This window comes from Streptomyces sp. NPDC048172 (genome assembly GCF_043202595.1).
In the GTDB taxonomy this organism is placed as follows: domain Bacteria; phylum Actinomycetota; class Actinomycetes; order Streptomycetales; family Streptomycetaceae; genus Streptomyces.
The window spans coordinates 110073-136339 of record NZ_JBIDAT010000011.1 but is presented as its reverse complement, the minus strand read 5'-3'; the positions used below and the strand labels follow the sequence as shown (position 1 = coordinate 136339).

At 75.1% G+C, this 26267-nt stretch carries 26 protein-coding genes; 10 read left to right on the top strand and 16 right to left on the bottom strand.

Going from position 1 to position 26267, the window contains the following annotated elements; all coding sequences use genetic code 11:
* Window positions 1–31: 31 nt before the first annotated feature.
* From ACGF3A_RS37930 to ACGF3A_RS37915, 4 genes are all read right to left on the bottom strand, one after another.
* On the bottom strand, window positions 32–694 hold the full coding sequence (locus ACGF3A_RS37930; RefSeq protein WP_393735076.1) for a response regulator: 663 nt from the start codon (window positions 692–694) through the stop codon (window positions 32–34).
* 67 nt (window positions 695–761) lie between these two features.
* The gene (locus ACGF3A_RS37925) at window positions 762–2555 is read right to left on the bottom strand and encodes a sensor histidine kinase (RefSeq protein WP_393735075.1); all 1794 of its coding nucleotides are present in this window, start codon (window positions 2553–2555) and stop codon (window positions 762–764) included.
* A gap of 115 nt (window positions 2556–2670) precedes the next feature.
* Window positions 2671–2889 carry a DUF6011 domain-containing protein gene (locus tag ACGF3A_RS37920; RefSeq protein ID WP_393735074.1) on the bottom strand — a complete coding sequence of 73 codons (219 nt, stop codon included), beginning with the start codon at window positions 2887–2889 and terminating at the stop codon, window positions 2671–2673.
* Window positions 2886–3140, bottom strand: coding sequence for a hypothetical protein (locus ACGF3A_RS37915; RefSeq protein WP_393735073.1), 255 nt, complete (start codon window positions 3138–3140; stop codon window positions 2886–2888). Before ACGF3A_RS37915 ends, ACGF3A_RS37920 begins: the two co-directional genes overlap by 4 nt.
* A gap of 192 nt (window positions 3141–3332) precedes the next feature.
* Here ACGF3A_RS37915 and ACGF3A_RS37910 point away from each other — a divergent pair, with 192 nt between their 5' ends.
* From ACGF3A_RS37910 to ACGF3A_RS37895, 4 genes are all read left to right on the top strand, one after another.
* Entirely contained in the window at window positions 3333–3626 is a 294-nt protein-coding gene (locus ACGF3A_RS37910; protein WP_393735072.1) for a hypothetical protein, read from the top strand.
* 107 nt (window positions 3627–3733) lie between these two features.
* Window positions 3734–4168, top strand: coding sequence for a hypothetical protein (locus ACGF3A_RS37905; protein WP_393735071.1), 435 nt, complete (start codon window positions 3734–3736; stop codon window positions 4166–4168).
* Window positions 4165–6486, top strand: a complete 2322-nt coding sequence (locus ACGF3A_RS37900; RefSeq protein ID WP_393735070.1) for a hypothetical protein — start codon at window positions 4165–4167, stop codon at window positions 6484–6486. Before ACGF3A_RS37905 ends, ACGF3A_RS37900 begins: the two co-directional genes overlap by 4 nt.
* A 103-nt stretch (window positions 6487–6589) precedes the next feature.
* Window positions 6590–7216, top strand: a complete 627-nt coding sequence (locus ACGF3A_RS37895; protein ID WP_393735069.1) for a hypothetical protein — start codon at window positions 6590–6592, stop codon at window positions 7214–7216.
* Here ACGF3A_RS37895 and ACGF3A_RS37890 read toward each other — a convergent pair.
* Genes ACGF3A_RS37890 through ACGF3A_RS37880 form a run of 3 tightly spaced genes read right to left on the bottom strand, consistent with a single transcriptional unit; the run spans window position 7194 to window position 9764 of the window.
* Window positions 7194–7976: an SDR family NAD(P)-dependent oxidoreductase gene (locus tag ACGF3A_RS37890; protein ID WP_393735068.1), complete on the bottom strand. Its 783-nt coding sequence runs from the start codon at window positions 7974–7976 to the stop codon at window positions 7194–7196. The genes ACGF3A_RS37895 and ACGF3A_RS37890 overlap by 23 nt on opposite strands.
* Window positions 7969–8493: a cupin domain-containing protein gene (locus ACGF3A_RS37885; RefSeq protein ID WP_393735067.1), complete on the bottom strand. Its 525-nt coding sequence runs from the start codon at window positions 8491–8493 to the stop codon at window positions 7969–7971. The genes ACGF3A_RS37890 and ACGF3A_RS37885 overlap by 8 nt, the downstream gene beginning before the upstream one ends.
* A gap of 23 nt (window positions 8494–8516) precedes the next feature.
* On the bottom strand, window positions 8517–9764 hold the full coding sequence (locus ACGF3A_RS37880; protein WP_393735066.1) for a cytochrome P450: 1248 nt from the start codon (window positions 9762–9764) through the stop codon (window positions 8517–8519).
* Between the two features lie 147 nt (window positions 9765–9911).
* Here ACGF3A_RS37880 and ACGF3A_RS37875 point away from each other — a divergent pair, with 147 nt between their 5' ends.
* Together ACGF3A_RS37875 and ACGF3A_RS37870 are read left to right on the top strand one after the other, a co-directional pair.
* Window positions 9912–10319 carry a RidA family protein gene (locus tag ACGF3A_RS37875; protein ID WP_393735065.1) on the top strand — a complete coding sequence of 136 codons (408 nt, stop codon included), beginning with the start codon at window positions 9912–9914 and terminating at the stop codon, window positions 10317–10319.
* 278 nt (window positions 10320–10597) lie between these two features.
* Complete coding sequence (locus ACGF3A_RS37870; RefSeq protein WP_393735064.1) at window positions 10598–11206, top strand: response regulator transcription factor; 609 nt, start codon at window positions 10598–10600, stop codon at window positions 11204–11206.
* Window positions 11207–11219: 13 nt separating this feature from the next.
* Here ACGF3A_RS37870 and ACGF3A_RS37865 read toward each other — a convergent pair whose 3' ends face one another.
* The 6 genes from ACGF3A_RS37865 to ACGF3A_RS37840 form a co-directional block, all read right to left on the bottom strand.
* Complete coding sequence (locus tag ACGF3A_RS37865; protein WP_393735063.1) at window positions 11220–11708, bottom strand: nucleoside deaminase; 489 nt, start codon at window positions 11706–11708, stop codon at window positions 11220–11222.
* Complete coding sequence (locus tag ACGF3A_RS37860) at window positions 11695–13413, bottom strand: ATP-binding cassette domain-containing protein (protein ID WP_393735062.1); 1719 nt, start codon at window positions 13411–13413, stop codon at window positions 11695–11697. Before ACGF3A_RS37860 ends, ACGF3A_RS37865 begins: the two co-directional genes overlap by 14 nt.
* A gap of 332 nt (window positions 13414–13745) precedes the next feature.
* Window positions 13746–15509: an ATP-binding cassette domain-containing protein gene (locus tag ACGF3A_RS37855; RefSeq protein WP_393735061.1), complete on the bottom strand. Its 1764-nt coding sequence runs from the start codon at window positions 15507–15509 to the stop codon at window positions 13746–13748.
* Between the two features lie 125 nt (window positions 15510–15634).
* Window positions 15635–15757 carry a SapB/AmfS family lanthipeptide gene (locus ACGF3A_RS37850; RefSeq protein WP_393735060.1) on the bottom strand — a complete coding sequence of 41 codons (123 nt, stop codon included), beginning with the start codon at window positions 15755–15757 and terminating at the stop codon, window positions 15635–15637.
* The gene (gene lanKC / locus ACGF3A_RS37845; RefSeq protein ID WP_393735059.1) at window positions 15754–18462 is read right to left on the bottom strand and encodes a class III lanthionine synthetase LanKC; all 2709 of its coding nucleotides are present in this window, start codon (window positions 18460–18462) and stop codon (window positions 15754–15756) included. The genes ACGF3A_RS37850 and lanKC overlap by 4 nt, the downstream gene beginning before the upstream one ends.
* Before the next feature lie 116 nt (window positions 18463–18578).
* Window positions 18579–19610 carry a saccharopine dehydrogenase NADP-binding domain-containing protein gene (locus ACGF3A_RS37840; protein WP_393735058.1) on the bottom strand — a complete coding sequence of 344 codons (1032 nt, stop codon included), beginning with the start codon at window positions 19608–19610 and terminating at the stop codon, window positions 18579–18581.
* 224 nt (window positions 19611–19834) lie between these two features.
* On the opposite strand from ACGF3A_RS37840, the gene ACGF3A_RS37835 reads away from it, so the two are divergent.
* On the top strand, window positions 19835–20191 hold the full coding sequence (locus tag ACGF3A_RS37835) for a DUF4333 domain-containing protein (RefSeq protein ID WP_393735057.1): 357 nt from the start codon (window positions 19835–19837) through the stop codon (window positions 20189–20191).
* Between the two features lie 3 nt (window positions 20192–20194).
* Here ACGF3A_RS37835 and ACGF3A_RS37830 read toward each other — a convergent pair whose 3' ends face one another.
* Entirely contained in the window at window positions 20195–20863 is a 669-nt protein-coding gene (locus ACGF3A_RS37830) for a response regulator (protein WP_393735056.1), read from the bottom strand.
* Window positions 20860–22098: a sensor histidine kinase gene (locus ACGF3A_RS37825; protein ID WP_393735055.1), complete on the bottom strand. Its 1239-nt coding sequence runs from the start codon at window positions 22096–22098 to the stop codon at window positions 20860–20862. The genes ACGF3A_RS37830 and ACGF3A_RS37825 overlap by 4 nt, the downstream gene beginning before the upstream one ends.
* 119 nt (window positions 22099–22217) lie before the next feature.
* Between ACGF3A_RS37825 and ACGF3A_RS37820 the strand changes: the two genes are divergently transcribed.
* Window positions 22218–23000, top strand: coding sequence for an ABC transporter ATP-binding protein (locus ACGF3A_RS37820; protein WP_393735054.1), 783 nt, complete (start codon window positions 22218–22220; stop codon window positions 22998–23000).
* Window positions 22997–25009: an FtsX-like permease family protein gene (locus tag ACGF3A_RS37815; protein ID WP_393735053.1), complete on the top strand. Its 2013-nt coding sequence runs from the start codon at window positions 22997–22999 to the stop codon at window positions 25007–25009. The genes ACGF3A_RS37820 and ACGF3A_RS37815 overlap by 4 nt, the downstream gene beginning before the upstream one ends.
* Window positions 25010–25221: 212 nt before the next feature.
* Here ACGF3A_RS37815 and ACGF3A_RS37810 read toward each other — a convergent pair whose 3' ends face one another.
* Window positions 25222–25422, bottom strand: coding sequence for an SCO3870 family protein (locus tag ACGF3A_RS37810; protein ID WP_393735052.1), 201 nt, complete (start codon window positions 25420–25422; stop codon window positions 25222–25224).
* A 104-nt stretch (window positions 25423–25526) separates the two neighbouring features.
* Here ACGF3A_RS37810 and ACGF3A_RS37805 point away from each other — a divergent pair, with 104 nt between their 5' ends.
* Entirely contained in the window at window positions 25527–26147 is a 621-nt protein-coding gene (locus ACGF3A_RS37805) for a hypothetical protein (RefSeq protein ID WP_393735051.1), read from the top strand.
* Window positions 26148–26267 lie beyond the last annotated feature (120 nt).

The following is a 26267-nucleotide window of genomic DNA, read 5'->3' as shown; positions in this document are numbered from 1 at the left end:
GCCGCCGGGACCGCCGGCCCGGACCGGCGTGTCAGGCGCCCTCCGGGCGGAGGCCCGCGTCGCGGGCCAGGAGGGCGGCCTGGACGCGGTTGTCGCAGTTCAGCTTGGCGAGGACGCGGCTGACGTACGTCTTGACCGTGCCCTCGCTCATGTGGAGCCGGTGGGCCGTGTCCGCGTTGGAGAGGCCCTCGCCGAGGAGGGCGAGGACGTCGCGTTCGCGCGCGGAGAGGGTGGCCAGCAGGCGGCGGGCCTCCTCCGTGCGGTGCGCGGGGGTGCCGGAGGCCAGCGAGTCGACGACGTGGCGGGTGGCGCCCGGGGAGAGATAGGCGTCACCGGCCGCGGCGGCCCGTACCGCGCGGATCAGCTCGGCGGGCGCGGAGTCCTTGAGGAGGAAGCCCACGCTGCCGCCGGAGAGCGCGCGCAGCACGTTCTCCTGCTCGCCGAACGTCGTGAGGATCAGCACCCGCGTCCCCGGTGCCGCGCGGCCCAGCTCCGGGAGGGCCGTCAGGCCGTCCATCACGGGCATCTGGATGTCGAGGAGGACGACGTCCGCGCGGTGCGCGCGGGCGCCCTCCACCGCCTCACGGCCGTTCGCCGCCTCCGCGACGACGTCGATGTCGTCGGCGGAGGTGAGGATGACCTTGATGCCCGCCCGGATGAGCGGCTCGTCATCCGCGATGAGGACCCTGATCACGACTCTCCCGTTCCGCTGTGCCGAGGTTCCGCTGTGCCCAGGTTGCGCTGTGCCCGGGTTCCGCGGGCTACTGCGCTACCTCGTACGTCTTCTTCTCGATCAATGTGCCGTCCTTGAAGCAGAACCGGTAGACGGTCTCCGAGTCCATCTCCGTGTTGTCCAGGTCCACCAGCCTGAGGCATTCCGCTCCCCCGGGCTCGGGCGGTCCCCCCTTCGTCATGCCCTCGGTGAAGATCGAGTCGCCGCTCGGCAGCTTCCCCCGCACCTCCTTCTCGGACTGGCCCACCTTCACCGCGTCGTACTGGCTCCGCTCGATCGAGCCCTTGTTGATGCTCCTGACGAGGAGGTACCCGCCGATGCCGAGTCCCGCGAGGACGGCCAGCGCCACGATCCCGCAGCCGACCTTGAGTCCTCCGCGCCCTCTGTTCCTGCTCACGGCCTTCACCAGCTCCTTCGGCAATCCGGTCCCGTCGTGGACCGGAACACCGTCGCCGGGCCAGGTGCCCGGCGTCGGCTGCCGAAGGTCGTCGCCCGGGTCCACGAAGGTCGCGGATCCGGCCGCCGGTGCCTGCGCGTTCCCCGCCTCGGACCCGACCGCGTACGGCAGGACGCCCGCCAGCCGGAAGCCGCCCTCCGGCGTGGGCGCCGCGTGGACCATGCCGCCGACCAGCCGGGTGCGCTCGCCGAGGCCCGTGAGGCCCTGCCCGCCGCTCACGACCTCGCGCGCGGGGCCCCCGGGCGCGGAGGCGGGCGGGGGGCCGTTGGCGACCTCCACCGTCAGCGCGTCCTCCTCGTAGCTCAGGGTCACGGTGATACGGGCGCCGGGCGCGTGCTTGTGCGCGTTGGTGAGGCCCTCCTGCGCGATGCGGTACGCCGCGTGGTCGGAGGCCGGGGCGAGCGGCCTGGGCTCGCCCGTGCGCCGCAGTTCCACGGCGGCGCCCGCGTTCCGGGACGTCTCCGCCAGCCCCTCGATGCCGTCCGCGACGCGCGAGGCGGGCCGTGCCCCGGAGCCGTCCCGGTCGCCCTCGGCGGCTCCTCCGGTGTCGCGGGGGTCGCGGGGGTCGCCGGGCTCGCGGAGCAGGCCGACGACCTCGCGCAGTTCGCGCATCGCGGCCACCGACGCCTCGCGCAGCACCGAGACGGCCTCGCGCTGCCGCCCGGTCAGCTCGGTGTCGACCTCCAGCGCGCCGGTGTGCACCGAGATCAGTGCGAGCTGGTGGCCGAGGCTGTCGTGCATGTCCTGGGCGATGCGCTGCCGCTCGCGCAGCCGCGCCTGCCCCGCGACCATGTGCCGCTCGCGCAGCGACTGCGCGTGGTACTCGCCCAGGATGTCGACCAGCGTGCGGCGCTGCGACCGGTACCGGCCGACGAGCGCGGGCACCACCATGAGGACCAGCAGCACCAGCGCCCCGAAGAGGAGAGCCGAGGGCACGAACCCCGGCAGGTCCGTGACGACGGTGAGGCCGATGTTGGCCACGTAGGCGACGGCGAGGACGGCCACCGCGCGGGAGGGCGGTTCGACGCGCCGCCCCGCCGACCAGGACGCCACGCACACCGCGGGGAGGAGCCCTCCGTACGCGACCATGCCGACGGCGATCACCATCACCACGGTCGCGGGCAGCGTGCGGCGCAGGGCGACGACCGGCCCGACGAGCAGCCCGACGGCGACGGCCCGCGCGGGCCCCGCGCCGTCGAACTGCTCGATACCCGCGGCGCTGAGGCCCAGCACCAGCCAGAGCAGCACCTCGCGGGTGATGCGCCGGGCGGGCCACATGCCGGGCGCGAAGAGGTTCCGGACCGGGGCCGCCAGCCGGGCGGCGACCGTGGCCGGACGCGCGTTCGTACGGTGCAGGGGATTCACGCCGCCACGTTAGACACGCTCCGTCACCCCGCGCAGCTGACGTTCGTCGCGACAGGCGGGGACGAAAGTGGTCACCGCTCGGACAAGAGGGAAACGGCCACCGCCCGTACGCCGCTCATACGGCCGTGCCCGGCAGTGTCTCCTGGTCGATCTCCACGTCCGGGGGCCGCGGGGCGAGCCGGAGGCGGAGCTTGTCGCGGCAGGCCGGGCCGAGGCCCCAGATCCGGGAGACGCGGTCGTGCAGAGGGTGGCCGCAGAGGCGGCAGTGGGCGGGTCCTGGGTGGACGGGCTCGCTGTCGGGGAGGGTGGGCTCTGAGGTCACGGATTCCGTCACGGTTCCGTGTCTACCACTCCGGCCCCGTCGGGCGCCCGCCCCTCCGCGTCCTCTCCCTCGGCCGCCGTCTCCCGTACGGCCAGCTCGGCCCGGAGCCAGTCGGGCGCGTACCACTTCTCGGCGTACGCGCGAGCGCAGGGCGGGCACGCGTAGAGGATCGCGCCGGGGCCCGAACCGGCCTCCACCGCGCCGATCATCACCGGCTCGTCCGTCCCCCGTCGGCACCGCGCGCACCGCTTCCCGCCCGTCATGAGCGCTCGCCCCCTCCACCTGGATCGCGTCTTCACCCCAGCGAACAGCCCCGCGTCCGTCAGGACCATGGCGGATCTGCCCGGGTTCTGTCCCAACCTCGCTGCGGCGCCTCGCTGCGGCGCCGGGGCGCCCGGGAGCGCGCCCCGGCGTACCGCCGGGAGCCGGAACCGGTCAGGTGCGCCCCCGCACCCGTGCCGCTCGTGCCCCTGCCGCCCCTCGCGTCCGCGAACGCGCAGGCCGGTACGGCCGCCGGGCGGCACGGACCCTGGCCGGTCCGCGGCTTGCCGGGGTACGGCCGCGCGAGCACGCTGCGTCGCGTGGATGTGGAGCCGCACTGCTCGAAGTGCTGTCCCGTCAAACCGCCGAAGGCGGAGCCCCCAGGGCCCGTCCCCGGCGGCGCTCTGGCCTGGCTGGCGCTGATCGTGGTGGTGTTCGCCGGCGGCTACGCCGGGCTGCTCTACGGGGCAGCTCTGCTCTTCTCCTGAGGCCCGTTCCGCGTCCCTCGCCGCGACACTCCGCCGTCGCCCACCGTTCTCCTGACCTGCTTACGTTCGTCGCCGCCCGGTAGTCGTGGGGGAGCACGGGAGGTTCGGTGTCGTTCGAGGAGGAGTGGGCGGAGCTCAAGGCCGTCCACGCGCCGTCGGGATCCGTGGGGATGCAGATCGACGGGGCCGGAGACGGCCCACGAGGCCCACGAGGGCCGGGGGAGAAACCGCTCGCCGTGACGCCGTCCGTGCTGCGGACGCGCGCCGGGCGTGCCGAGACCGTGCGCGGCCAGTTCCTCAGGGCCGACGACGAGGTGATGCGCGAGACCGGGCAGGTCGGCGGCACGCTGAAGGGCTTCGCGACCGAGAGCGCGCTCACGACGTTCCAGGAGCGCTGGCGCGACCAGATGGCGTACGTGAAGGAGCAGTTCGGCGGCACGGCCAAGGCCCTGCGGTACGCGGCCGACCACTTCCGGAGCACCGACATCGAGCGCGACCGCAAGATCCGCGAGGCGGCCAGGGGCAAGGGCAGGGCCTCATGAGCGGCTCGATCAGCTACGCGGAGCTGCGCGCCGCCGACCTCGGGCCGCTCGGCGAGGCCGTCACCAAGTGGGGCAAGGCGCCGGGGAAGTTCGACCAGATCGGCGTCAACTTCGGCACCGAGGTCACCAAGGGCCTCGCCCACTCCGGCTGGGAGGGCGAGGCCGCCGACGCCGCGTGGCGGAGCCTGCGGCGCGTACGGGCGCAGATCCAGGCCGCCGAGGAGGAGGCCCGGCGTGTGCACCGGGTCATGTGGCAGGCCCTGGAGAAGTTCAAGGCGGCCCGGAAGGCGCTGGAGGACATCGAGACGGAGCTGGCCGGACACGAGTTCCTCAAGCTCGACAAGCGGGACGGCTCGGTCTCCCTCCACCTGGACGCCCAGGAGGAGAAGAGCCGCAAGGACCTGGAGGAGTGGTACCGGGACACGATCGAGGCGTACGCCGAGCGCACCCGCAAGGCCCTCAGGACCGCCACCGAGGCCGACAGCGACCTGGCCCAGGCGCTCACCACCGACGTCAACGGGACGGCGCGCGGCTTCAACGACCACGCCTACGCCAGCCTCGACCAGGCCCGCGAGGCCTCCGCGAAGGACCTCAGGGACGCGCTGCGGATCGCCCGTACGGAGAACGGCAAGCTGCCGTCCGACGAGTTCGCCCGGCTCACCCGGATCGTCGCGCGGCACTCCCAGGACGCCGAGTTCGCCGAGCGGTTCGCGCTGCGGATGGGCCCCGAGGGGACGCTCAAGCTCTTCTACAACGCCACCCACCCGCACCACGTCGACTTCCCCGACACGAAGATCGACGAGAAGGCGTGGCAGCGCTCCGCCACCGTCTTCCAGAAGTCCCTGGGCACCACGCTCGCGACCGCCTCGCACGCCGACACCCCCGCCATGCGCGAGTGGCAGACGAAGATGATCGCGATGGGCGACGACCGGCTGGAGAGCAGCGGCGGACGCACCCACCCCTTCGGCTTCCAGCTGATGAGCAACCTGATGCGGCACGGCTCGTACGACAGCGGCTTCCTCAAGCGGTACGGCGACAAGCTGCTGGCCTGGGACAAGAAGGAGAACACCCGCGGCCCCTTCCCCTACTGGGCCAACCAGGCCGACACGGACTCCCTCAACCCCGAGGGCGGCGGCAGGGACACCGGGCACGACGCGGTGACCGGCTTCCTGGAGGGGCTCGGCCACAACCCGGAGGCCGCCACCGGCTTCTTCGCCCAGCCGGGCGGCGTCAGCGGCGCCGTCGACCGCGAGTCCGAGCTGAACGGCCACCTCAAATACCTCACCCAGGACCGCAACTGGGACTTCGACGGGATGAAGGGCAACGGCCCCGGCACGCAGCCGGGCCACGACGCCCTCGGCCACGCCCTGACGGCGGCCACGACGGGCTACGCGTACGACGCCGACGAGCTGACCGGCAGGAACCCGGAGATCTTCCAGAACGGCGGCGACCGCGACCGCCGTACGGCCGCGACGGCGGGCGTCATGGAGCAGGTCGTGCACGTCTACGGCGGCGAGGACGGGCCGAAGCTGCTGCACGACCAGCCCGCGATGGCCGCCAGCCTCGGCGCGATGGGCGGCGCCTACGTGGACGACCTCAACCGGAACATCTCCGGCGTCGGCGAGGGCCTGGAGAACGACAGGGCGTTCCCCTCCGCGTACAAGGGCCACGCCGACTTCGGGCGGGGTCAGGCCCTGGACTTCCTCAGCGTCCTCGGCCAGGACAAGACCTCGCACGCGGTCATGAACCAGGCCGAGCACCTCTACACCCTCGACCGCTTCGCGCAGCACCCGCCCTCGGAGAGCGACGAGAGCTGGGCCACGGGCCGCCGCGTGCTGCTGACGGAGGCCGAGGCGCGCGGCACCCTCGACCACGCGCGCGTGCAGAAGATCGAGGCCCAGTACAGCGCCGACACCACCAAGGCGCAGGAGGCGTTCCGCGAGTCGGCGAACTGGACCCGCGTCGGCATGACCGGCAGCGCGCCCGGCGTGACCGCCGGGATCCTCAGCGTCCTGGGGAAGACGGGCCCCTGGGGCGTCGCCGTGCCCATCGTGACGGGCGCGACGACGGAGTTCTCCAAGCTCTTCCACGACGACGTGGTCTTCGGCGGCCCCGATCTGCCGGACCCGCCGAAGGACAAGGACCAGTTCTTCGCCCGCGGCGAGAACGACCTGGGCGCCGCCGCCGAGAAACATCTGAAGGGGCGTGCCCCTGGGCTGGACCCGACGGGGGACCTCGCCGATGACATCAAGAGCAAATATCTGGCCATCGGGCCGCAGGGGAATGCCTTCGAGGGCCGCGAGCCGTATGTGGGGTAGGCCGTCACCGCAAAGGGGGTGCCCCTCGCCGCTATCCGCGGTCCGCGGGCGCGTCGTGGCCGGTCGCGCAGTTCCCCGCGCCCCTCGAACAGCGCTCTCTTTCGTGATTCTGACGGCATTGCTCGCCGGGTGCACCTCCGGTGGGGGCGAGGACGACGGTGTACGGGCCGGGGAGTTGTGTCACGGGGCCCTCTCCCCCGGGGCCGCGCGGGCCGTGCGTTCGCTCAGCGTGGAGGACGAGGGGTACGGGGAGAAGCGGGACGCGTCCCTCGCGGAGGCCGCCCGTACGCTGCGCGGCAACGCGGACGCCGCCACGTCCCGTTCCGTCGTCTGCCGGGTGCACGCGCTGGAGGACGGCAAGGGCGACGACCCGCTCCTCCAGGTCGAGTTCACGCACCTGGGCGCGGGCGACGAGCCGCGCCGCGCGCGGGAGCCCGGGCAGGTGCGGTACGGGGTGGGCGAGCTGGCCTGGGCGCGGGACAGCGGCGCCTTCCTCGCGTTCCGCTGCGCGGGCGGGCTGCGGCGCGGGGACCCGCCGCTGGTGGCGGGCCGCGTCGACGTCCCGTTCACGGACGGGCACGCGAAGCTCGCCGACGCGGCGCGGGCCCGCGCGGCCATGACCGTGCTGCACTCGGTCAGCAGGGCCATGGCCGCGCGGCTGGACTGCCGGAAGGAGTCACGGATCCCCGCGACGCCGCCGCGCCCGCTCACCACGTCGGATGCGCGCTGACGCCCCCGTCCACGGTGAGGTTCGTGCCGCTGATCCAGGAGGCGGCCGGGGAGGCGAGGAAGACGCAGGCGTTGCCGATGTCCTCGGGGCGTCCGAGCCGGGTCAGCGGGGCCGACTCCGTCCAGCGGGCGACGCCCTCGGGCCAGTTCTCGGCAAGGCCCGGCTGGTCGATCAGGCCGGGCGAGACGCTGTTGACGCGGATGCCGCGCGGGCCCAGCTCCAGCGCGGCGGCGCGCGCGTGCATGATCACGGCGGCCTTGGAGGCGTTGTAGTGCGCGTGGTGGAACGCGGGCTGGCTGCCCTCGATCGAGGCGATGTGGGTGACCGAACCGCCCTCCTCCTGCGCGCCCATGACCTCGGCCGCCGCGTGGGTGCAGGCGAACGTGCTGGTGACGTTGGCCTCGTAGAGGCGGCGCCAGTCGTCGGCCGTCTGCTCCGCGAAGGGCTGCACGGGCTGGATCCCGGCGTTGTTGACGAGCGCGTCCAGCCGTCCGCCGCGCCAGGCGGCCGCCTCCTCGACCAGGCGGCGGCACTCCCCCTCGTCGGTCAGGTCGGCGGCGAGGGCCGTGGCCTCGGCGCCGAGTTCGCCGGTGAGGCGCTCGACGAGGGCGCGGGCCGCCTTCTCGCCGTGGTGGTAGTGGACGACGACGGCCGCGCCCGCGCGCGCGAACCTGTCCGCGATCCCGGCGCCGATGACGCCGCTGGCGCCGGTGACCAGGGCTGTCTTCCCCGTGAGCGCGGGCAGTTGGGGGTCAGTCATTCTTCTCCTCTGCGTCGAGTGCGTCGGGCATGCTCTGGGGCGCGTCGGCGCGGCACAGGGCACGGATGAGTGCGGCGCGCGCGGGGTGGCGCGCGGCCAGCGTCTCCGCGTCGCCGCCCTCGTAGTCCGAGGGCAGGAAGCCGGGGGCCATCGTCGTGCCGAAGAGCGACCACGTGCCGCCGGGCGCGACGCGGGCGCCCATCCAGGTGCCCGCCGGGACGACGGTCTGGACGTGCGGCTCCCGGCCCAGCGGTATCACCTCGTCGCGCCCGTCGGGATGGAGGAGGAGCAGCTCCAGCGGGTCGCCCCGGTAGAAGTGCCACACCTCGTCGGTGGGCAGCCGGTGCAGTGCGGAGAAGTCGTCCTCGTCGTCGGTCAGCAGCATCATGATCGCTGTCCCGACGGGGCGTCCGGCGGCGTCGGGAGGGCCGCTCCAGGTCTCACGGAAGAGCCCGCCCTCGACGGGCAGGGGGGCGAGTCCGTACTGCTTCGCGAGGTTCTCGGCTGTCGGGTCCACGCACGTGACTGTAGGCGGACGGATCAGCTGTCCGCGAGACCGCCGGGACGGGACTCGCCCAGGGTGACGGGGAGTTCGGCGAGGGAGTGCGAGCGGAACGAGGTCTCCCAGCGGGGTTCGCCCGCCAGGCGCAGCCCGGGGAAGCGGACGAGCAGCGTCTCCAGCGCGACGGACAGCTCCAGGCGCGCGAGGGGCGCGCCCAGGCAGTAGTGCACGCCCTGTCCGAGCGCGAGATGCTGGGCGGCGTCGGCGCGGCGGATGTCGAAGCGCTCGGGGTACGGGGCCGCGTACCGCTCCGGGTCGCGGTTGGCGCCCGCGAGGCAGAGCAGCACGGTGTCACCGGCGGGCAGCGTCGTCCCGCCGTAGGTGACGGGCACGGTCGGGAAGCGCCGGATCGCGGTGAGGTTGGGGTGCCCGTGGCGCAGCATCTCCTCGACGGCGCCCGGCAGCAGCGCCCCGGGGTCGTCGGCGAGCGCCGCCCACTGGTCCGGGGCGCGCAGCAGGGAGCGTACGCCCGCGCTGAGGGTGTGCTGCACGTTGTCGATGCCCGCGCCCAGCAGCAGGAACGCCAGCGAGCACAGCTCGTCCTCGGACAGCCTGTCCCCCTCGTCCCGGGCCCTGACCAGCGCGGACAGCAGATCGCCGGCGGGCTCGGCACGGCGTTCGGCACCGAGTTCGGCACGGCGTTCGGCGACGAGGCGGCGCAGATAGTCGTGCATCGCGCCGATGGCCGCGACCACCTCGCGCGGGTCGTCGGGCGCGAGCATCGTCCTGACCCACCCGGCGAACGGCCCGCGCTCGTCCTCCGGCACACCGAGCAGGTCCCCGATGACCGCGAGCGGCAGCGGCAGCGCGAAGTCCCGTACGAGGTCCGGGCGTTCGGCGGCGGCGAGCCGGTCGGCGCAGCGCCCGGCGACCGCGCGGACGCCCTCGCGCGCCTCCCGCACGCGGCGCGCGGTGAAGCCGTACGAGACGAGGCGGCGCAGCCGCAGATGGTCCGCGCCGTCGAGGTTGAGGAGGTTCGCGTCGAGCGCGGGCGGCAGCGAGAAGCCGGTGTAGCCGTCGCCCGCGTGGGACTTGTCCACAGAGAGCCGGGGGTCGGCGAGCGCCGCGCGTACGTCCGCGTCCCGGGTCACCAGCCACACCGCCGTCCCGTCCGGCAGCGCGGCCCGGTGCACGGGGCCCTCCGTGCGCAGCCTCGCGTGCACGGCGTACGGATCGGCGCGGAACTCCGCACCGAAGGGGCGGGGCAGGGGCGGTGGCGGGGTCATCGGCTTCCCTCGTCGCTCGATGCGTCAGCGTACGTACGTGCGTGCCAAGCACAGTAGCGAGCGGAAATCCGGAGGCGGGCCGGGCCCCTGGCCTGCAAGCATGAGGCGGATCATCCTGTCGCCCAACAGCACTCCGAGGGGAACTCCATGGCTGGTGCCGTCCGTCTCATCCGTTCCGGTTCGCTGTCCGACGTCGCCGAGTACGCGTACGCGGCGACCGCGCCCGCCGACGCGCGCTTCATCCATCTCGCCGGGGCCTGCCCGCTGGAGGCCGACGGATCGACGGCCGCCGTCGGCGACTTCGCGGGCCAGGCGGCCAAGTGCGTGGAGAATCTGCGCGTCGCGCTCAAGGACGCCGGGGCCACGCTGGAGGACGTGCTCAGCACCCGCGTCCTCGTCGCCTCCTCCCGCCAGCCCGACCTGGTGAGGGCGTGGGAGGTCGTACGGGACGCGTTCGGCGCGCACGACGTGCCGAGCACCCTGATGGGCGTGACCGTCCTCGGGTACGACGACCAGCTGGTGGAGCTGGAGGCCGTCGCGGCGGTGACGGCCTGAGGCCGCGGTGCCGCGCCCCCGGAAAGCCCCAGGTCTGGACCACTGATACCTCTTCGCGATAGTCCAGAACTATCCGGGGACGTTTTCCGGTCTGCTCCTCACGCCCGCCGACCCGGCGCTGACCAGCGACGACGGACACCGCGCGGCCCTCTGCCCAGTCCGGGGCCCCGGGGGCGGGGCGTCCGGAACACCGGTGTCCGCTACACCCGGTCGCCGGTAGATTGTGTCAGCGGTGTTAACCGCCGTTCGCGCGCTGCGTCGACCACGCTGGAGCCCACATGATCCGGGTCTTGCTCGTACTGGACACAGGGGTCACCCGCGCCGCGCTCGCCGCCGTGCTCGGCCAGGACGCGGCCATCGACGTCGAGGAGGCCACCCTCCACGAGGCCCCGTACCGCCTGCGGTCCTCGCGCCCCGACGTGTGCGTCGTGGACGCCGAGTGCGCGGGCACCGGAGGGCGCCGCGCCCTCCCCGACCTCTTCGGGAGCTACGCGCGCGAGACCGTCGGCAAGGTGCTCGTGCTGGTCCCCGCGGGCAAGCCGGGGCTCATGTACTGGGCGCACCGCGCCCGGGCCCGCGGCTTCGTCGACGCCGACGGCACCCCCGCCGCGCTCGCCCAGGCCATCCGCCGGGTCGCCGAGGGCGAACGCATCGTCGACGGCACCCTCGCCCCGGGCCTGCTGGACGCCACGGAACGGCCGATGACGCCCCGCGAGCTGTCCGTCCTGGAACTGGCGGCCGAGGGCACGCCGATCGCGGAGATCGCGGGCTGCCTCCACCTCTCGCACGGCACCGTCCGCAACTACCTGGCGGACGCCTCCCGCAAGCTGGGCGCCCGCAACCGCGTGGACGCGATCCGGCTGTGCCGCCGGGCAGGCTGGATCTGAGCCCCTTGGGGTCCTAGCTCCAGAAGGAGCGGTGAAGCACGCGCATCCGGTCGGTGAAAGCGGACACCGGCCCCCGCACCTCCAGCCCCGGCACGACCTCCCGCACGGCGAGCGGGCGTACGGGCGACGGGGGCACGCCCAGCTCGGACAGCCACGCGGTGAGCTGCTCGGTCGAGTGCGCGTACACGATCCGTCCGAGCCCCGCCCAGCCGTGCGCGGCCGAGCACATCGCGCAGTGCTCGCCGGAGGTGAAGACCGTGGCGGCGGCGCGCTCCCCGGCACCCAGCTCGCCGCAGGCCCAGCGGGCCAGCGCGAACTCGGGGTGCCGGGTGGGGTCGTCGAGCGTCCGCACCCGGTTGCGGTCCTCCGCCAGCACCTCGCCCTCGCCGCCCACCAGGACCGAGCCGAAGGGCTCGTCCCCGGCGCCGAGCGCCTCCTCGGCGAGCTCCACGGCCCGCTCCAGATGCCGCGCTTCGTCCGCCGTCAGCTCATCGGTCGTCAAGATCGCGCTCCTCGTACGGGCGTGGGGCCTTCTGTATAGCAAACGCGGCGGAGGGCGGGAGGTCCCACAGGCCGGCCAGGTCCCGGTAGAGCGGCGAGCGTACGAGCAGGTCGTCATGGGTGCCGAGCGCCGTGCGCGTCCCGTCCATCACCAGCACCCGGTCCGCGCGGCGCGCGGAGTCGATCCGGTGGGCGACGACGACGAGCGTGCCGCCGGGGCGCGCGGCGAGCGCCCGTTCGGCACGGGCCTCGGCGGCGGGGTCGAGGTGGCACGTCGCCTCGTCGAGGAGCAGCAGCGGCGCGGGCGCGAGCCAGGCGCGGGCGAGCGCGACCAGCTGGCGCTCACCCGCGGAGAGCGCGGCGGGCGCGAGACGGCCCGCCGCACCGCCGAGCCGCTCGGCCAGGGGGCCGAGGCCGAGCAGTTCGACGGCGTACCGGAGTTCGCCCTCGGGCACGCCGTCCGGGCGCAGATACCCGAGGTTCGCGGCGAGCGTCCCCGCAAACACGTACGCCTCCTGCGGCACGAGCACCCGCGCGGCGCGCGCCCGCTCCGCGTCCGCCGTCGTGGACACGCCCCGCACCCGTACCCGGCCCCGGTCCGGCGCCAGCACCCCGGCGGTGAGCCCCGCGAGCGTCGACTTCCCGATGCCGCTCGGCCCGACGACGGCCAGGTGCCCGCCCTCCGGCACGGTGAGGTCCAGCCCGTCCACGACGGGGCGCGCGCCGGGCCCGTACGCGAAGGTGACGCCACGGAGTTCGAGGGCGGCGGCGCCAGGGTGCGCGGGAGCCGGTGCGGAGTGTTTCTCCTCCGGGAGCGGCGCGTCGGCGTGCGCGTCGGCGAGGAGCCAGCCGAGCACGACCACCAGCCGCGCGCCCGCGTTGCCGAGGCCGTGGATCAGGGCCTGGAGCGCGGGCATCAAGGACTGCGTCAGATACGTCAGCGCGCCGACGACCGCGCCCGCCGTCACCCCGTGCCGGAGCAGCCAGGGCGCGGCGGCGAGCAGCACGACGACGGGCACATGACCCGCGACGCCCAGCGCGGCGCTGCGCAGCGCCGCCCAGCGGGCGAGCGCGAGCGAGGCGCGGAGTTCGGCGTCCACGGCCCCGTCGAGCCGCCCCCGCACCACGTCCTCTCCCCCGCACGCCACGACGTCCCGCAGCCCGGCCGCCGCCACGCCCGCCTCGGCGGCGAGCCGCTCGTCGGCACGCAGATACGCGCGCTGGCGGCGGGCCATCGGACGCAGCGAGACGAGCAGGAGGCCGACCCCGGCGAGCACCGGGGGCACCACGACGAGCAGCAGCGGCGGCGCGAGCGCGAGCAGCCCCAGCAGCGCGCCGACCGAGGCGACCACGAACTGCCGCGACACCAGCAGGATTCCGGCCGTGCTGTCCCGGGCGATCTCCACCTGATGCGCCAGCCGCGACACGGCGGCGGCCCCGCTTGCGTTCTGCTTGTCTGGCCCTGGCCCCGTGGCCCGGGCCAGGGCCCCGGTCACGGCCCGCCGTACGAGGATGTCCCGCAGGGGTTCCACGAGTCCGGCCACGGCCCGGTACACCCCCGAGGTCCCCCAGGCCCCGGCCAGGATCGCCACGGCCGCCACGGCGAGCCACCCGAGGCCGACCGCCGCCCGGTCCCGCAGGAACCCGTCGTCGAGCGCGCGGGCCAGCCCGTACCCTCCGAGGAACGTCTGCGCGGCCTCCAGCACGGACCACGCCGCGAGTGCCCCGCACTCTTTGCGCCGAGCGCCGACATACCGCGCCCCGCGCCTCCCAAGCCGTTCCCTCTCACCCACGAGTCCCCTCCACCCCCTCCCACGCACTCGACCAGCACGAGACGCCAGAGCTTGCCCCTTCTCCCTCAGGGGCGCGGGGAACTGCGCGCCAAGCCACGACGCGGGCGCGGCCCGCGAAGCACAGCCCGGGGCACCCCGAACCCGGCCCTGTACGCGGGGCACCCGGCGAAGTGGGCTGCGCTTGCCAACCCTGCGCCTTGCGCAGACTTCCCAAGCGCAGCCGAGGGAGGAGCAGGCGTGTCCCGTTAGGCATCGGCATCGAGGGACTCCGTGAAGACCGCGCGGTATTCCGGTTCTGGCCAGAGGGCGGTGTGGGGGGCGAGGGCGCGGACGTGGCCCCCGTCGAGCCAGGCGACGAGGTCCGCGCGAGCGGCAGTCGTGGCGCGGTGCGCGACGAGGAGACGGGTCCCCGGGTGCACGGCGGAGTGCGTGAGCAGCGCCCGCTGGACGCGCAGCTCAGTCGCCGTATCGAGGCTGGAGGTCGCGTCGTCGAGGATCAGGACGCGCCCCGCGTGCGCGAACGCACGCGTGAGGCCCAGGCGTTGGCGCTCGCCGCCCGAGAGCGGCGCGTCGCCCACAGCCGTGGACCAGCCGTCGGGGAGCAGCGCGACGAAGCCGTCGGCGTGGGCGGCCCGCGCCGCCTCCTCGCGCTGGCCCGGCGTGGGCGTACGGACGCCGAGGTCCACCGCGTCGCCGAGGGTGTCGCCCAGGAGTTCGGGCCGGGCGAAGGCGTAGGAGACGGCGGCGCGCAGCTCGACACGGCTCAGCACCGCGAGCGACGTGCCGTCGAGCAGCACCTCGCCCTCGTCCGGCAGGACGAGGCGCCCTGCGACGGCGGCGAGCAGTGACTTGCCCGCGCCGGAACGGCCGACCACCGCGACGGTGCTGCCGCCGGGAACGGTGAGGTCGACATCCCGCAGTACCACCCGCCCGCCGTGCGAGACGGTCACCCCGCGGAGCGAGAGCGTGCCGTCTCCGGGCGGGAGTCGACCGGCGCCGTGCCCCGGCGCCGGTACGTCCAGGACCGCCGCGACGCGGGCCGCCGCCGCGCGGGCGCGGGCCAGCACGGCGACCGTGCCGGTGAGCGCGCCGACGCCGGAGGCGAGCGCGGCGTAACGGGACGCGGCGAGCAGCGCGCCGACGGTGAGCGCCCCCGAGGCGAGCAGCAGGCCGCCCGCGGCGAGCACCAGGACCTGGAGCAGCGGGACGACGGCGGCGGCCTGCCCGGCGGCGCGGCCGTGGACGCGCCACATCGCGCGGCCGTGCAGGGAGAGTTCGGGGAGGGGTTCCAGCACGCGGTCCCGTTCGCGGGCCGCGGTCCCCGCGGCGGCGACCGTACGGGCGCCCTCCAGGGTCTCGACGAGGCGTTCGGCCAGGTCGCCCTGGGCGCGCTGGTAGCGCGCGGCGCAGTCGGAGGAGCGGCGGGCCAGGGCGCGCAGGACGAGCAGCAGCGCGGGCCCGCCGACGAGGAGGACCGCGGCGAGCCGTACGTCGATGAGGAGCAGCGCGACGAAGCCGCCCGCCGGGAGGGCGAGCGAGGCCAGCGAGGTCGCGGCGGCGGCGGGCGCGAGGCCCGCGTCGGAGCCGTTGCCGACGGTGCGGGTGACGAGGTCGCCGGGCGGGACGCGCGCGGTGAGCCGGGGCCCGGCGCCGAGCATGTGCGCGAGGGCCGTACGCCGTACGTGGGCGGCTCCGCGGGCCTCGGCGCCGAGTTGGAGCCGTCGACTGAGCGCGTCGAGCGCGGTGGCGGCGGCGACGAGCGCGGCGCACACCGCGATCCAGCCCGCGGCCGCGCGCCCGGCGAGCACCAGGTCGAGGGCGCGGGCCACGACGGCGGGCAGCGCGAGTGCGGCGCCCGCCGCCGCGGCGTCGGTGAGGAGGAGGGCGACGAGGTGGGGCGCGTCGCGGCGGGCCGTGTCCCGCAGCAGGGCACGTGCGGATGCCCTGGCGGGTGCCCCGGCGGATGCTCCGGCGTGGGCGGCCGGCCCGCGCGCCTCGGTGACGCTCACCGTCCTGTTCCCTCCCTCACGTCCCTCGACGCGGAGGACCCGCCGTCGCGGCGCCGTGTTCCGCCACGCCGCGACGGCGAGCCCCCCTTCTGCGAACTTCTGCGATCAGGACCGTTCAGCGTTTGTCAGGCGCAGACCGCGATGCTCGCAGAGCTGTTGCAGTGCGCGACGCTGACGTGGCTTCCGCCGTGACCCTCGATTTCCAGGTCCTCGGTGGCGTCCATGCCCTGCAGGTCGAGAAGTGTCATGACTCTGTCCTCTCTGTGTGGGGTGGGGTGGTTCCGGTCCCGTGGACCGTCTGGGGGCCGCCCTCCGGATCAGCGGGTGGTGCCAGGAAGGGCAGATGGACGGGCGCGGCCGTGCCCCGCAGCGCGGCGCCGAGCGCGAGCAGCACGCCCGCCGTGCCCGTCGCGAGGTCGGACGAGAGCCGCATCAACTGGTCGCCGGGGAAGGCGAGTCCCCCGCCGTACGGCACGGCGTACCAGGAGAGCGCGTCGATCTGCCGGGCCAGCGCGGCCTCGCGCACGCCGGGCGGCAGCGCGTCCGTACGGGCGAGCGCGAGGACCATGCCCGCGCGGCCCCGGAAGAGTCCGGGCTGGGCGTAGAAGTGGGAGAGCGCGGCGCGCGCCAGGGGCTCGCGCGCGGCCTCGAACTCCGGGTCGGGGCGCACCGCGAGGTAGGTGTCGAGCACCGCGCCGAGCCCGGCGCTGCCCGCGCCGAGGTACGGCATGGTGCGGAAGCCCTCGTCGATCTGCCACGCGCCGTCGGCGTCCGCGACGCAGTGCCCGAGGTCGTGCCGGAGCGCTTCGGCCGCCGCGTCGAGCAGCCCGGTGTCGGCGCCGCGCGCGTGCAGCCGCAGGAAGAGCAGCGCCGCACCCGTACGGCCGCGCAGCAGCCCGAGCCGGGGGCGGGGGCGGGAGCGGGGGCGCGCGGGCTCCTGGGCGGGGCGCAGCCGGTCGGCGGTGAGCAGGGCGGCGCGGGACGCGGCCTCGCGCAGCGCGGGTTCGCCGGTGGCGGCGGCCAGGTGGTCCAGCGCGAGGCCGAGTCCGGGCAGACCGCCGTACAGGTCGGTGGAGAGCCGGTCCCAGCGTTCGCCGAGGATCAGCTCCGCGAGGTCGAGCGCGGGCTGGGTGTGCCCGAGGTGGTGCAGCGCGAAGGCGGCGCCCGCGAGCCCGTCGTAGAAGCCGAGCCCTGGCCCCTCGGCGGGGTCGGCGCCCGCCGAGTCACCGGGGTGCGCGCAGGCGCGCAGCAGCCACTCCTCGCCCCGCTCGTACCTCCCCGCGCCGGTGACGGAGAGCGCGTACAGCACCCCGGAGGCGCCGCACGCCATTCCCAGGCCCTCCCCCGCGAACTGCGGGATGTCCCCGGGGAAGAGCCGGTCGCTCCGCTCGGGCGTCGCCGAGGCGAGGACCGAACGGGCCAGCACGTCCCGGGCCCGGGGCCAGTCCGCGAGGCCGGTGGCGAGCGGGTCCGGTTCCTCCGCGTCCGCCGCCCGCCCGCCTCCGTCGCCGACGCCGACGCCGACGGAGGCCCGTATGGAACCCGTGATCTCGGCGACCGTCGCGGCGAGTTCGTCCGGCGGCACCGGGAAGTGCGCGGCGATGGTCCGTGCCAGGTGGCGGGCCTTCGTACGGTCGATGGCGAGGAGGGAGGTGAGGGGCAGGAAGAGGGCGAGCTTGAGGCAGGCCAGCGCGTAGTCGTCGACGGCGGCGCCCGTACGGTCGGGCGGCGCGAGGAACGCGGGGTGGGCGACCGCCTGCCGCCGCTCCTCGCTCAGCGGCGCCGCCGCCTCGAAGTCGATGAGCGCGACGGACTCGTCGGGGCGGACCATGATGTTGAACATGTGCAGGTCGTTGAAGGCGTACCCGCGCCCGTGGAGCCCCGCGACGGCGTCGGCGACGGCACGGTGGATGCCCAGCGCCCAGTCCGTGTAGCGGGCGACGCGCCCCGGGTCGGGGTCGTCGGTGATCAGCGGATGGCGCTCGGAGAGGAAGGAGTTGAGGGTGCGGCCCTCGATGAACTCCTGCACCAGGAAGCAGTGGTCGCCGACCGTCAGCCAGTCCCGTACGCCGGGCGCGACGCCCAGCCCGTCCACGGCGCGCAGCGCGTCCCGCTCGCGTTCCAGGCGGGTGACGGCGTCGGCGCCGTCGGAGGCGAGCCCGGCGTGCGGGCGGGCCTCCTTCAGCACCACGCGCTCCCCCGTACGCCGGTCGCGCCCGGTGTAGACGCCGCCCCCGTTGGAGAAGTGCAGGGCCCCGTCGAACTCGTACGGCAGCCCGGCGACGGTCGTCGCGGCGCGCGCCGTCAGGTGCGGCTGGAGCAGCACGGGCGTCTCCGCCCACTCGGGCACGGTGAAGACGGGGCCGCGCTCGTCGGGTACGAGGTTGCCGTCGCCGTCCTCCAGGGCGAGGACCCGGTCGCCGCGCGAATCGAGGCAGTACCGGCGGGTGAAGCCGCCGTAGCGCACGTACAGCGGCGCGTTCCCGATCCGCAGGTCGCTGAGGACGTACGGGCCGTGCTCGCCGTCGAGCGCGGTGCCGAGCGCGTCGAGCAGATCCTTGAGCGCCGCCTCGCCATCCGCGTAGACGGTGATGAACTTGCCGCTCGAACCGCGCGGCGCGTACTTGGAGTTGCGCAGGTGCAGCAGGTGCGGCGCGGGCAGGAACTTGAACGCGGCGCGGCGCTCGACGCAGGCCTTCCATGTGCGCCGCAGCACGGTCGCGGCGTTGTCGGCAGCGGCGGAGACGTGGATCTTCCAGCCCTGGTGCGGGAGCCGGTAGCCGGTGGGCTGGAGATAGAGCCACTCGCCGAGCGGCAGCCGCTCCCAGCCCTCCGGAGCGGGACCCTCCGCCTCCGCGAACGGGGCGGCGACGGCGCCGCGCCCCGGCAGCCGGTCGGGGGTGTCGTAGAACCATCTGTCCGCGAGGCAGAAGACCTCGTACCGCTTCTCCACGACACCTCCACCTCCGGGAAATCGCCGCGCTTCCGCGCCGCCTCATCGAGATTCCCAGGGGCCGGGAAGCGGCTGTAGTCACCGTTGTCACCGACGTGCCCTGCGCTACCCACCCGTCACATGTGCGTCCCGCAGGCCGCTGCCCCGTCGGTGTCGCGGCGCCACAGCCGTGCGCCGTCGGGGACGAGACCGGGCAGCACCTGGTCGAGGTGGTGCACGCCGGGGCGCGCGGCGCCGTCGAGGACGGCGCGGGTGGCGTGGGCGGCGACCTGGGCGGTGACCCGCGACTGCTCACGCCCGGTGAGCGCGTACACCAGCCGCCGTTCGCCGCGCACCGCCTCCGCGCGCAGCGCGAACGCGTCGCCGCCGAGCGCGCCACCGACCGCGCCGAGCGCGCCGTGCGGCATCCGTTCGAGCAGCGGTGCCAGTGCGTGGGCCGGGCGGCGCAGCGCGAACAGCGCGGCGGTGGCCGCCCGCGAGTCCAGGCACAGCCGCGTGGTGACCTCGGGCACGCCGAGCGTCGTACGGAGCGCGTGCTGGTCGGAGAAGGGGAACGGGTGCGCGCGGCGCCGCCCGTGCAGCGGGAACGCCTCCACGCGCGAGCGGGCCGGACGGGCTCCGTCCGCCTTCGCGGTCTCCCCCAGGGACTCCAGCGTCCAGCGGAGCGCGTCGTTCCCGTGCGCTTCCCCGGTGCCGAGCAGGACGGCGAGGTCGAGCCGTTCGGCCCCGCCCACCTCCCGGTGCGCGCGGCGCGCGAGGAGGTTGGTGAGGCCGGGCGCGACGCCGACGCTGACCAGCGCGCTCGCCCCGCCCGCGACGGCCGTGCCGTGCAGCGCCTCGGTCGCGGCGAGCAGCCGCGGCGTCGCGTTGACGTCCACGACGTGCACCCCGCGCTCCAGGCAGAGCCGGGTGATCCCCGCGTCCGGCGGCTCCACGCACAGCACGACGACGGCGACGCGGTGCCGTACGAGCAGTGCGGTGAACGACTCCGGGTCCCGGACGTCGGCCCGTACGGCCCCGGGGTCGCCCGAGGCGGCGGGGCGGCGCCCGGCGGGCAGCACGCGCCCCGGCAGCCGTTCGCGCAGGATCCGGGTGAGCGGGGCGCCGACCGCGCCGTACCCGCCGAGGACCAGAACCGTGTCACGCATGCGTTTCCCCTTCCGCCGTACGTCCGACGTCCAACGTTCACTAGAGTTCTACTCTAGTGAACGTACGCGGCTCCCCGTCTCGTCCCTTCGGCCGAGGCGCGTGTGGCGGAACCGGCCTGGTGGCCGAGGGCGTGGGGCGGGGCGGACGCGGAAGATCGGGACCAGCGGCACAGCCCGTGCCGCCCCCGGACCACGTCCGTACCGCACACCGAACCGGAGTCTCCATGAAGCGCATCGTCATCGCCCTGGCCGTCGCCGCCGTCCTCGCGGGAGTCGCGATCACGGGCTGGCAGGTGCTGGACAACACCTCGACGGCCACGGTCCAGGGCGAGGACCGCACGGTGCCGCGCGACGAGGTCGCGCAGAAGGCCAAGGACAACTTCGCCCGGCCGATCATCGAGGAGGCCCCGGACAAGGTGAGCTGCCCGCGCGGGCTGCGCGCCAAGGTGTACGACCACGTGCGCTGCACCGCGACGTTCGGCGACGAGCGCAAGACCCTCATCGTCTCCGTGACGAACGTCGACGGCGACCGCGTCACCTTCGACTACGGCGTGGAGGAGAAGGAGACGGAGAAGAAGTAGGGCTCAGCCCTCCCCCACCAGGCCGTTGCGCCAGGCCCAGGCCGCGATCTCCACGCGGTTGCGGACCTCCAGCTTGCCCTGGACGCTCGCCAGGTGGGACTTGACCGTGGAGAGGGAGACGAACAGCTCGTCGCAGATCTCCTGGTTGGTACGCCCCACCGCGACCAGCCGCGCCACCTCCATCTCCCGCTCCGTCAGCGGATGCCCGCCCCCCTCGGGGGCAGGCGCCTCCCCCGGCTTCTCCCCGAGCCGCTCCAGCAGCCGTACGGTCACGGCCGGGGACACCAGCGCGTCGCCGCGCGCCGCCGCGCGTACCGCCTCCACCAGCAGCCCCGGGCCCGCGTCCTTGAGCAGGAAGCCGCAGGCGCCGTTGCGCAGCGCGCCGTAGACGTAGTCGTCCTGGTCGAAGGTGGTCACCACCACGACCCGCAGCGGCTCCACCGCGCCGGGGCCCGCGAGGTGCCGGGTCACCTCCAGGCCGTCGAGCTTGGGCATCCGGATGTCCACGAGGCACACGTCCGGCCGCAGCCGCCGCGCCAGCTCCACGCACTCGGCCCCGTCCGCCGCCTCGCCGACGACCTCGATGCCGGGCTGCGCCTGGAGGATCAGCCGGAAGCCGGTGCGCACCATCTCCTGGTCGTCCGCGATCAGCACGCGGGTCGCTCCGCTCATGCCGCAGATCCTGACACGGCCCCCGACGCGGGCCCCGAGAGGGCCTCGCGGACCGGGAAGGACGCGGTCAGGCGCCAGCCGCCGTCCTCGGCCGGGCCCGCGTCGAGCGTCCCGCCGACGGCCTCCGCGCGCTCCGCGAGACCGACGAGCCCGAGGCCGCCCCGCCCGCCGAGCGGCTCGGCCGAGGCGCCGGAGGAGGGGTGGCCGGGCGGCGGCTCGTTGTGGACGCTGACGCGCAGCCCGTCCTCCAGCGAGATCCGCACGGACACCGAGGGGGCGCCCGGCGCGTGGCGGCGTACGTTCGTCAGCGCCTCCTGCACCACGTGCCGCACCGAGGTACCGACCTCGGGGTCGACGGGGGCGCGCCGCGCGTCCTCCGCGAAGTGGAGCGTGGCGGGCGCGTCCCGCTCGGAGAACGCGGCGACCAGCTCGGCCAGTTCGGGGAACAGCTCCCCCGGCCGCACCGGACTGCCGCCCTCCGTGGGGTCCTCGCGCAGCACCCGTACGAGCCTGCGCATCGACTCCAGCGTCTCGGCCCCCGCCCGCTCGATGCCGCTGAGCAGCGGATCGACCTGCTCGGGCGCGGTCTCGCGGATCGTCCGCGCGGCCTGCGCCTGCACGACGATGCCGGTGACGTGGTGCGCGACGAAGTCGTGCAGCTCGCGGGCGAGCGCGAGCCGCTCGCTCTGGCGTACGTCCGCGACCGCGCGCCGCCTGCGCGCGTCCAGCCCGCGCACGTAGCAGCCGAGCCCGATCGCGCCGCCCGCCGCGCAGGTCAGCACGAAGCTGAAGAAGCCGTCCGAGGTCCCCGACAGCCGCAGCGGCGTCGCGACCACCGCGAGCGCGAGCGCGGCGCACAGCGCGGCGGCGAGCCGGGGCGGCCACGTCTCGCGCGCGGAACGGGCCAGCAGGAGCAGCAGGCACAGCGACTCCAGCAGCCCCCAGCTCGACTCCAGCTCGGGCAGCGCCGTCAGATACAGCACGGTCATGACCCCGGAGGCGAGCGCGGCGGCGCCCGCGCGCCAGGGCAGCGCGAGCACCCCGTCGGGCATCACCACGGCGACGCCCGCCACCACGGCGGACGCCAGCACCCACCAGTCGGTCGGGGAGCCGCTGAATTCCGACGTCGCCTCCAGGCTGAACACGTCGAAGAGCCACAGCAGGCCCATGCCGGTCCACAGGGTGCCGAGGGCCGCGCGGCGCGTCAGTCGGGGGAAGGGGTTGGGATCGTCCACGCTCCGCAGCGTACGGAAGGCGGGGGCGCGCGGAGACCGGCCGAAAGGACGACACGGCGGGCCCCGAACCGGCCGGTCAGCCGAGGCCGGGGCGCGGCGCCGGGACGCACGGTGGGCACATGACTCACGCTCCCGCATCCTCCGCCGCGGTCCCGCCCGGCGGTGCCGTCCCGTCCGGCGCTCCCGGTCCCGGCGTACCCGTTCTCCAGGGCACGGGCCTCGCCCGGTCCTTCGGCGCCACCCGCGCGCTCGACGGCGTGGACATCGCCGTGCGCGCCGGTGAATCGCTCGCCGTGATGGGCCCCTCGGGCTCCGGCAAGTCCACGCTGCTGCACTGCCTCGCCGGGATCGAACGCCCCGACGCCGGGCAGGTCCTGCTCGACGGGACGCGCGTGGACGAGCTGCGCGAGCCGCACCGCAGCGAACTGCGCCGCACCCGCTACGGCTTCGTCTTCCAGTTCGGCCAGCTCCTGCCCGAACTGCCCGCCGTCGAGAACGTCGCCCTGCCGCTGATGCTCGGCGGCACCGCGCGCCGCGAGGCCGAGCGCCGCGCCCGTGAGTGGTTCGAGCCCCTGGGCCTGGCGGGCAAGGAGTCCAGCCGCCCCGGCGAACTGTCCGGCGGCCAGGCCCAGCGCGTGGCCCTGGCCCGCGCCCTGGTCGCCGGGGCCCAGGTCGTCTTCGCCGACGAACCGACCGGCGCCCTCGACCAGGCCACGGGCCAGGACGTGATCGCGCTGCTCACCCGCGTCACCCGCGACCAGAACGCCGCCCTCGTCGTCGTCACCCACGACGCCACGGTGGCCGGCTGGTGCGACCGTACGGCCCACATGCGGGACGGCCGGATCGTACGGGAGGACGTGGGACGCGAGGGCGCGCAGGTTCCGGCGGGGGCCCTGTCGTGAGCGCCTTCGACCGGACCACCTGGACGCTGACGTGGCGCCTGCTGCGCGGCGGCGGACGGCACGCGCGCCTCGGCGCCGCGCTCTCCGTGGCCGCCGCCGCGGTCTCCACCACGCTGCTGCTCCTCTGCGTCGCGGCGAACCTCGGCTTCGACTCCCGCGCCGCGCACGCGGACTGGCGTACGCCCGCGAAGGCGTCGGCGTCCCACGCCGTCGCCGTCCAGGCGACGGGCACCACCTTCAGCGACGGGGAGCCGGTGACGGTCGTGGACGTCGCCGCGATGCCCGGCAAGGGGGACCCGGCGCTGCCCGCGCCGCCCGGCATGCCGCACTTCCCCAAGCCGGGCGAGGTGTGGACGTCCCCGGCGCTCGACGGCGAACTCCCCGGCGTGGGCAAGGCGTCGGGCACCCTCGGCCGCGATGCCCTCGTCCGGCCCGGCGAGAAGGTCGCCGTGGTCGGGCACCGCGCCGACGACCCCGCCGTCACCGCCTCGCGCGGCACCGACCCGCGCCGCGACGGCGACCTCGCGGCACCCACCCCCGTCGCGGACTTCACGGGCGAGCGCACCCCCGCGGGCCTCGGGGAGCGCTATCTGGGGCTGATGAAGTTCGCGACCGTACTCGTCGTCGTACCGCTGCTGGTGCTCGGCGCCTCCTCGGCGCGGCTGTCGGTCGCGCGCCGCGACGCCCGGCTGGCCGCGCTGCGCCTGGTGGGCGCGACGCCGGGCCGCATCGCCGGGATGACGGCGGCCGAGGCGGCGCTGACCGGCGCGGCGGGGGCCCTCGCGGGCGTGCTCGGCTACGCGGCGCTGCTGCCGCTCGCCGCGCGCGTACGGGTGGGCGGCGGCGACTGGTACGTGGCGGACCTGTGGACGGGGACTCCCGTACTGCTCGGCGTCGTCGCCGGAGTGGTGCTGATGGTGGTCGTCAGCGCGCTGGCCGGGCTGCGGCAGGTGGTGGTGGGCCCGCTGGGCGTCGCGCGCCGCTCGCGCCCGCCGCGGATGAAGGCCGCACGGGCGCTGGTGTTCGCGGGAATCCTCGTCGTCTACTGGCAGGTCTCCGACGACAGGGACGTCGAGATCAACACGATCGTCTACCTCTTCGCGACCGTCTTCCTCGCCCTGTCCCTCGTCGGCCCCTGGGTCGTGAGCACGCTGGGCCGCCTCGTCGCCCACCTCGCGCGCCGCCCCGCGACGCTGCTGGCCGGGCGGCGGCTGACCGACGACCCCAAGTCGGCCTGGCGCGCGGTCTCGGGCCTGACGCTGGCGGGCTTCGTCGCCGGGTTCTTCGCCCTCTTCTCCTTCTCCTCCGGCCCGATGGCCTGGGGCAGCCAGGACACCCTCGCGCTCGCCGTGCCGAAGGCCCGCGTCGCGGCCGTCCAGCACGAGGCACGCGAACGGCTCGAACGCGCGGGCGTACGCGCCGAGGTCGGCGCCGACGACGACTGGGTCGCCACCGGCTCCGCCGGCCCCGGCGCCCGCTCCGAACGCCAGGTCACCGCCCAGGTCGCCGACCCCGCCCGGCTCGACACGGCACGCGCCGCGCTGACCGGCCTCGTCCCCGGCCAGTACCCGGTGACGGGCGAGGACGTGGACTGGCAGGACCGCGTGTTCAGCGGGGACTTCAAGCCCGCCACTCTCGCGGTGCTCGGCGCGAGCTTCGCGGTGGCCATCGCCTCGGCGGGCATCACGGCCGCCTCCGCGATCCTCGACCGCCGCCGCACGTACGGCCTGCTGCACCTCGCGGGCACGCCGCTCGCCGTACTCAACCGCGCGCGCCGTACGGAGACGCTGCTCCCCGTCGCGATCCTCGCGGGCGGCTCGGTCCTCACGGGCCTCTTCTGCGCGGCCCCGCTCACCTTCGCGGGCGGCACACCCGACTTCGACGGAACGAGCGTGGCCCTCCTCGCGGCCTGCCTCGCCCTCGGCGCAACAGGCATCGCAGCGGCAAGCGCGGCCACCCGCCCCCTCCTCCGCGCCGTCGCCACAGGCACGGGCCCCCGCCCGGACTGACCCCGCTCCCCGGGGGCCCAACTTGTGGCTGCTGGGCAGGGGTAGCCCCTCGCCGCGCGTTGCAGGCTGCGGGTTGTGGGTGGTTGCTCGCGCAGTTCCCCGCGCCCCTGAGGCCTAAGGGGCGCGGGGAACTGCGCGACAAGCCACGACGCACCCGCGGACTGCATGGCACGGCGAGGGGCAGCCCCTGCTCAGCAGTCACAACACAGCAGTCACTCCGACTGCCTACGGGCATCGCGGTACCACGTCAGAAGGACCAGCGCCGCGGCGACGTACATGACGCCCGCGGCGTTGGTCACGGACGACACATACGACTCGTAGCCGTCCGTGCGCAACTCGCCCGCGAACACGCCCAACACGGTCCCGAGCGCCGCCAGCGCCCCGGCCAGAGCGCCGAACTGAGGCTTCCCCATTACCTCTCCTCCAGACAAGCAAGCGAGCAGAAACGATCACGCCGAGTCTACGAACCCCCGGCCACCTGCGACACGCCTGCCCCGTCCGGCGAGGATCAACAGTCATGACCGCCATGAACAACGCCATGAACGACAACCCGGAGGACCGGCCCTCCTGGACCGTCACCCTCATCTGTGGCGCCTCGGGCGTCGGCAAGTCCCGCGTCGCCGCCCCGCTGGCCACGCGCTACGGCGTCCCGCTCGCCGAGGCCGACGACCTCGTCACCGCCGTCCAGGCCCTGACGACCCCGCGGCAGGCCCCGCTCCCGCACTTCTGGAACACCCACCCCGAGGCGGCGTCCTGGGCACCGGAGAAGGTCGCCGAGCAGCACTTCGCGGTCGCCGCCGCGCTGCGCCCCGCGTTCGAGGCGGTGATCGCGGACCACCTCGCGTTCGACGCGCCCGTCGTGTTCGAGGGCGACTATCTCGTGCCGGAGCTGGCGTCCGGGCACGGCGGCCGGGTCCGGGCCGTCGTCGTCGACGAGGCCGACACCGCGCGGATCACGGCGAACTACCGGGAACGGGAACCCGGGGCGGGCGACCAGCGGCACCGCGCCGCCGTCAGCGCCCTCGTCGGCGCGCGCCTCGCGGAGCGCGCCGCGGCGGCCGGCGTGCCGGTCGTCCCCGCCCGCCCCTGGCCGGACGGCCTCGCCCGCGTGCACGCGGCACTGGAGGCCACGGTCTGACCACGCCCTCCGGCCACGCACGGGTACACGAATCCCGTACGGGAATCCGTACCGCGCGGCGATGAGTTCCGCGGGCGGCCCCGGTCTATCTTTCGACGGCACCGAAAGCCGTACAGACCG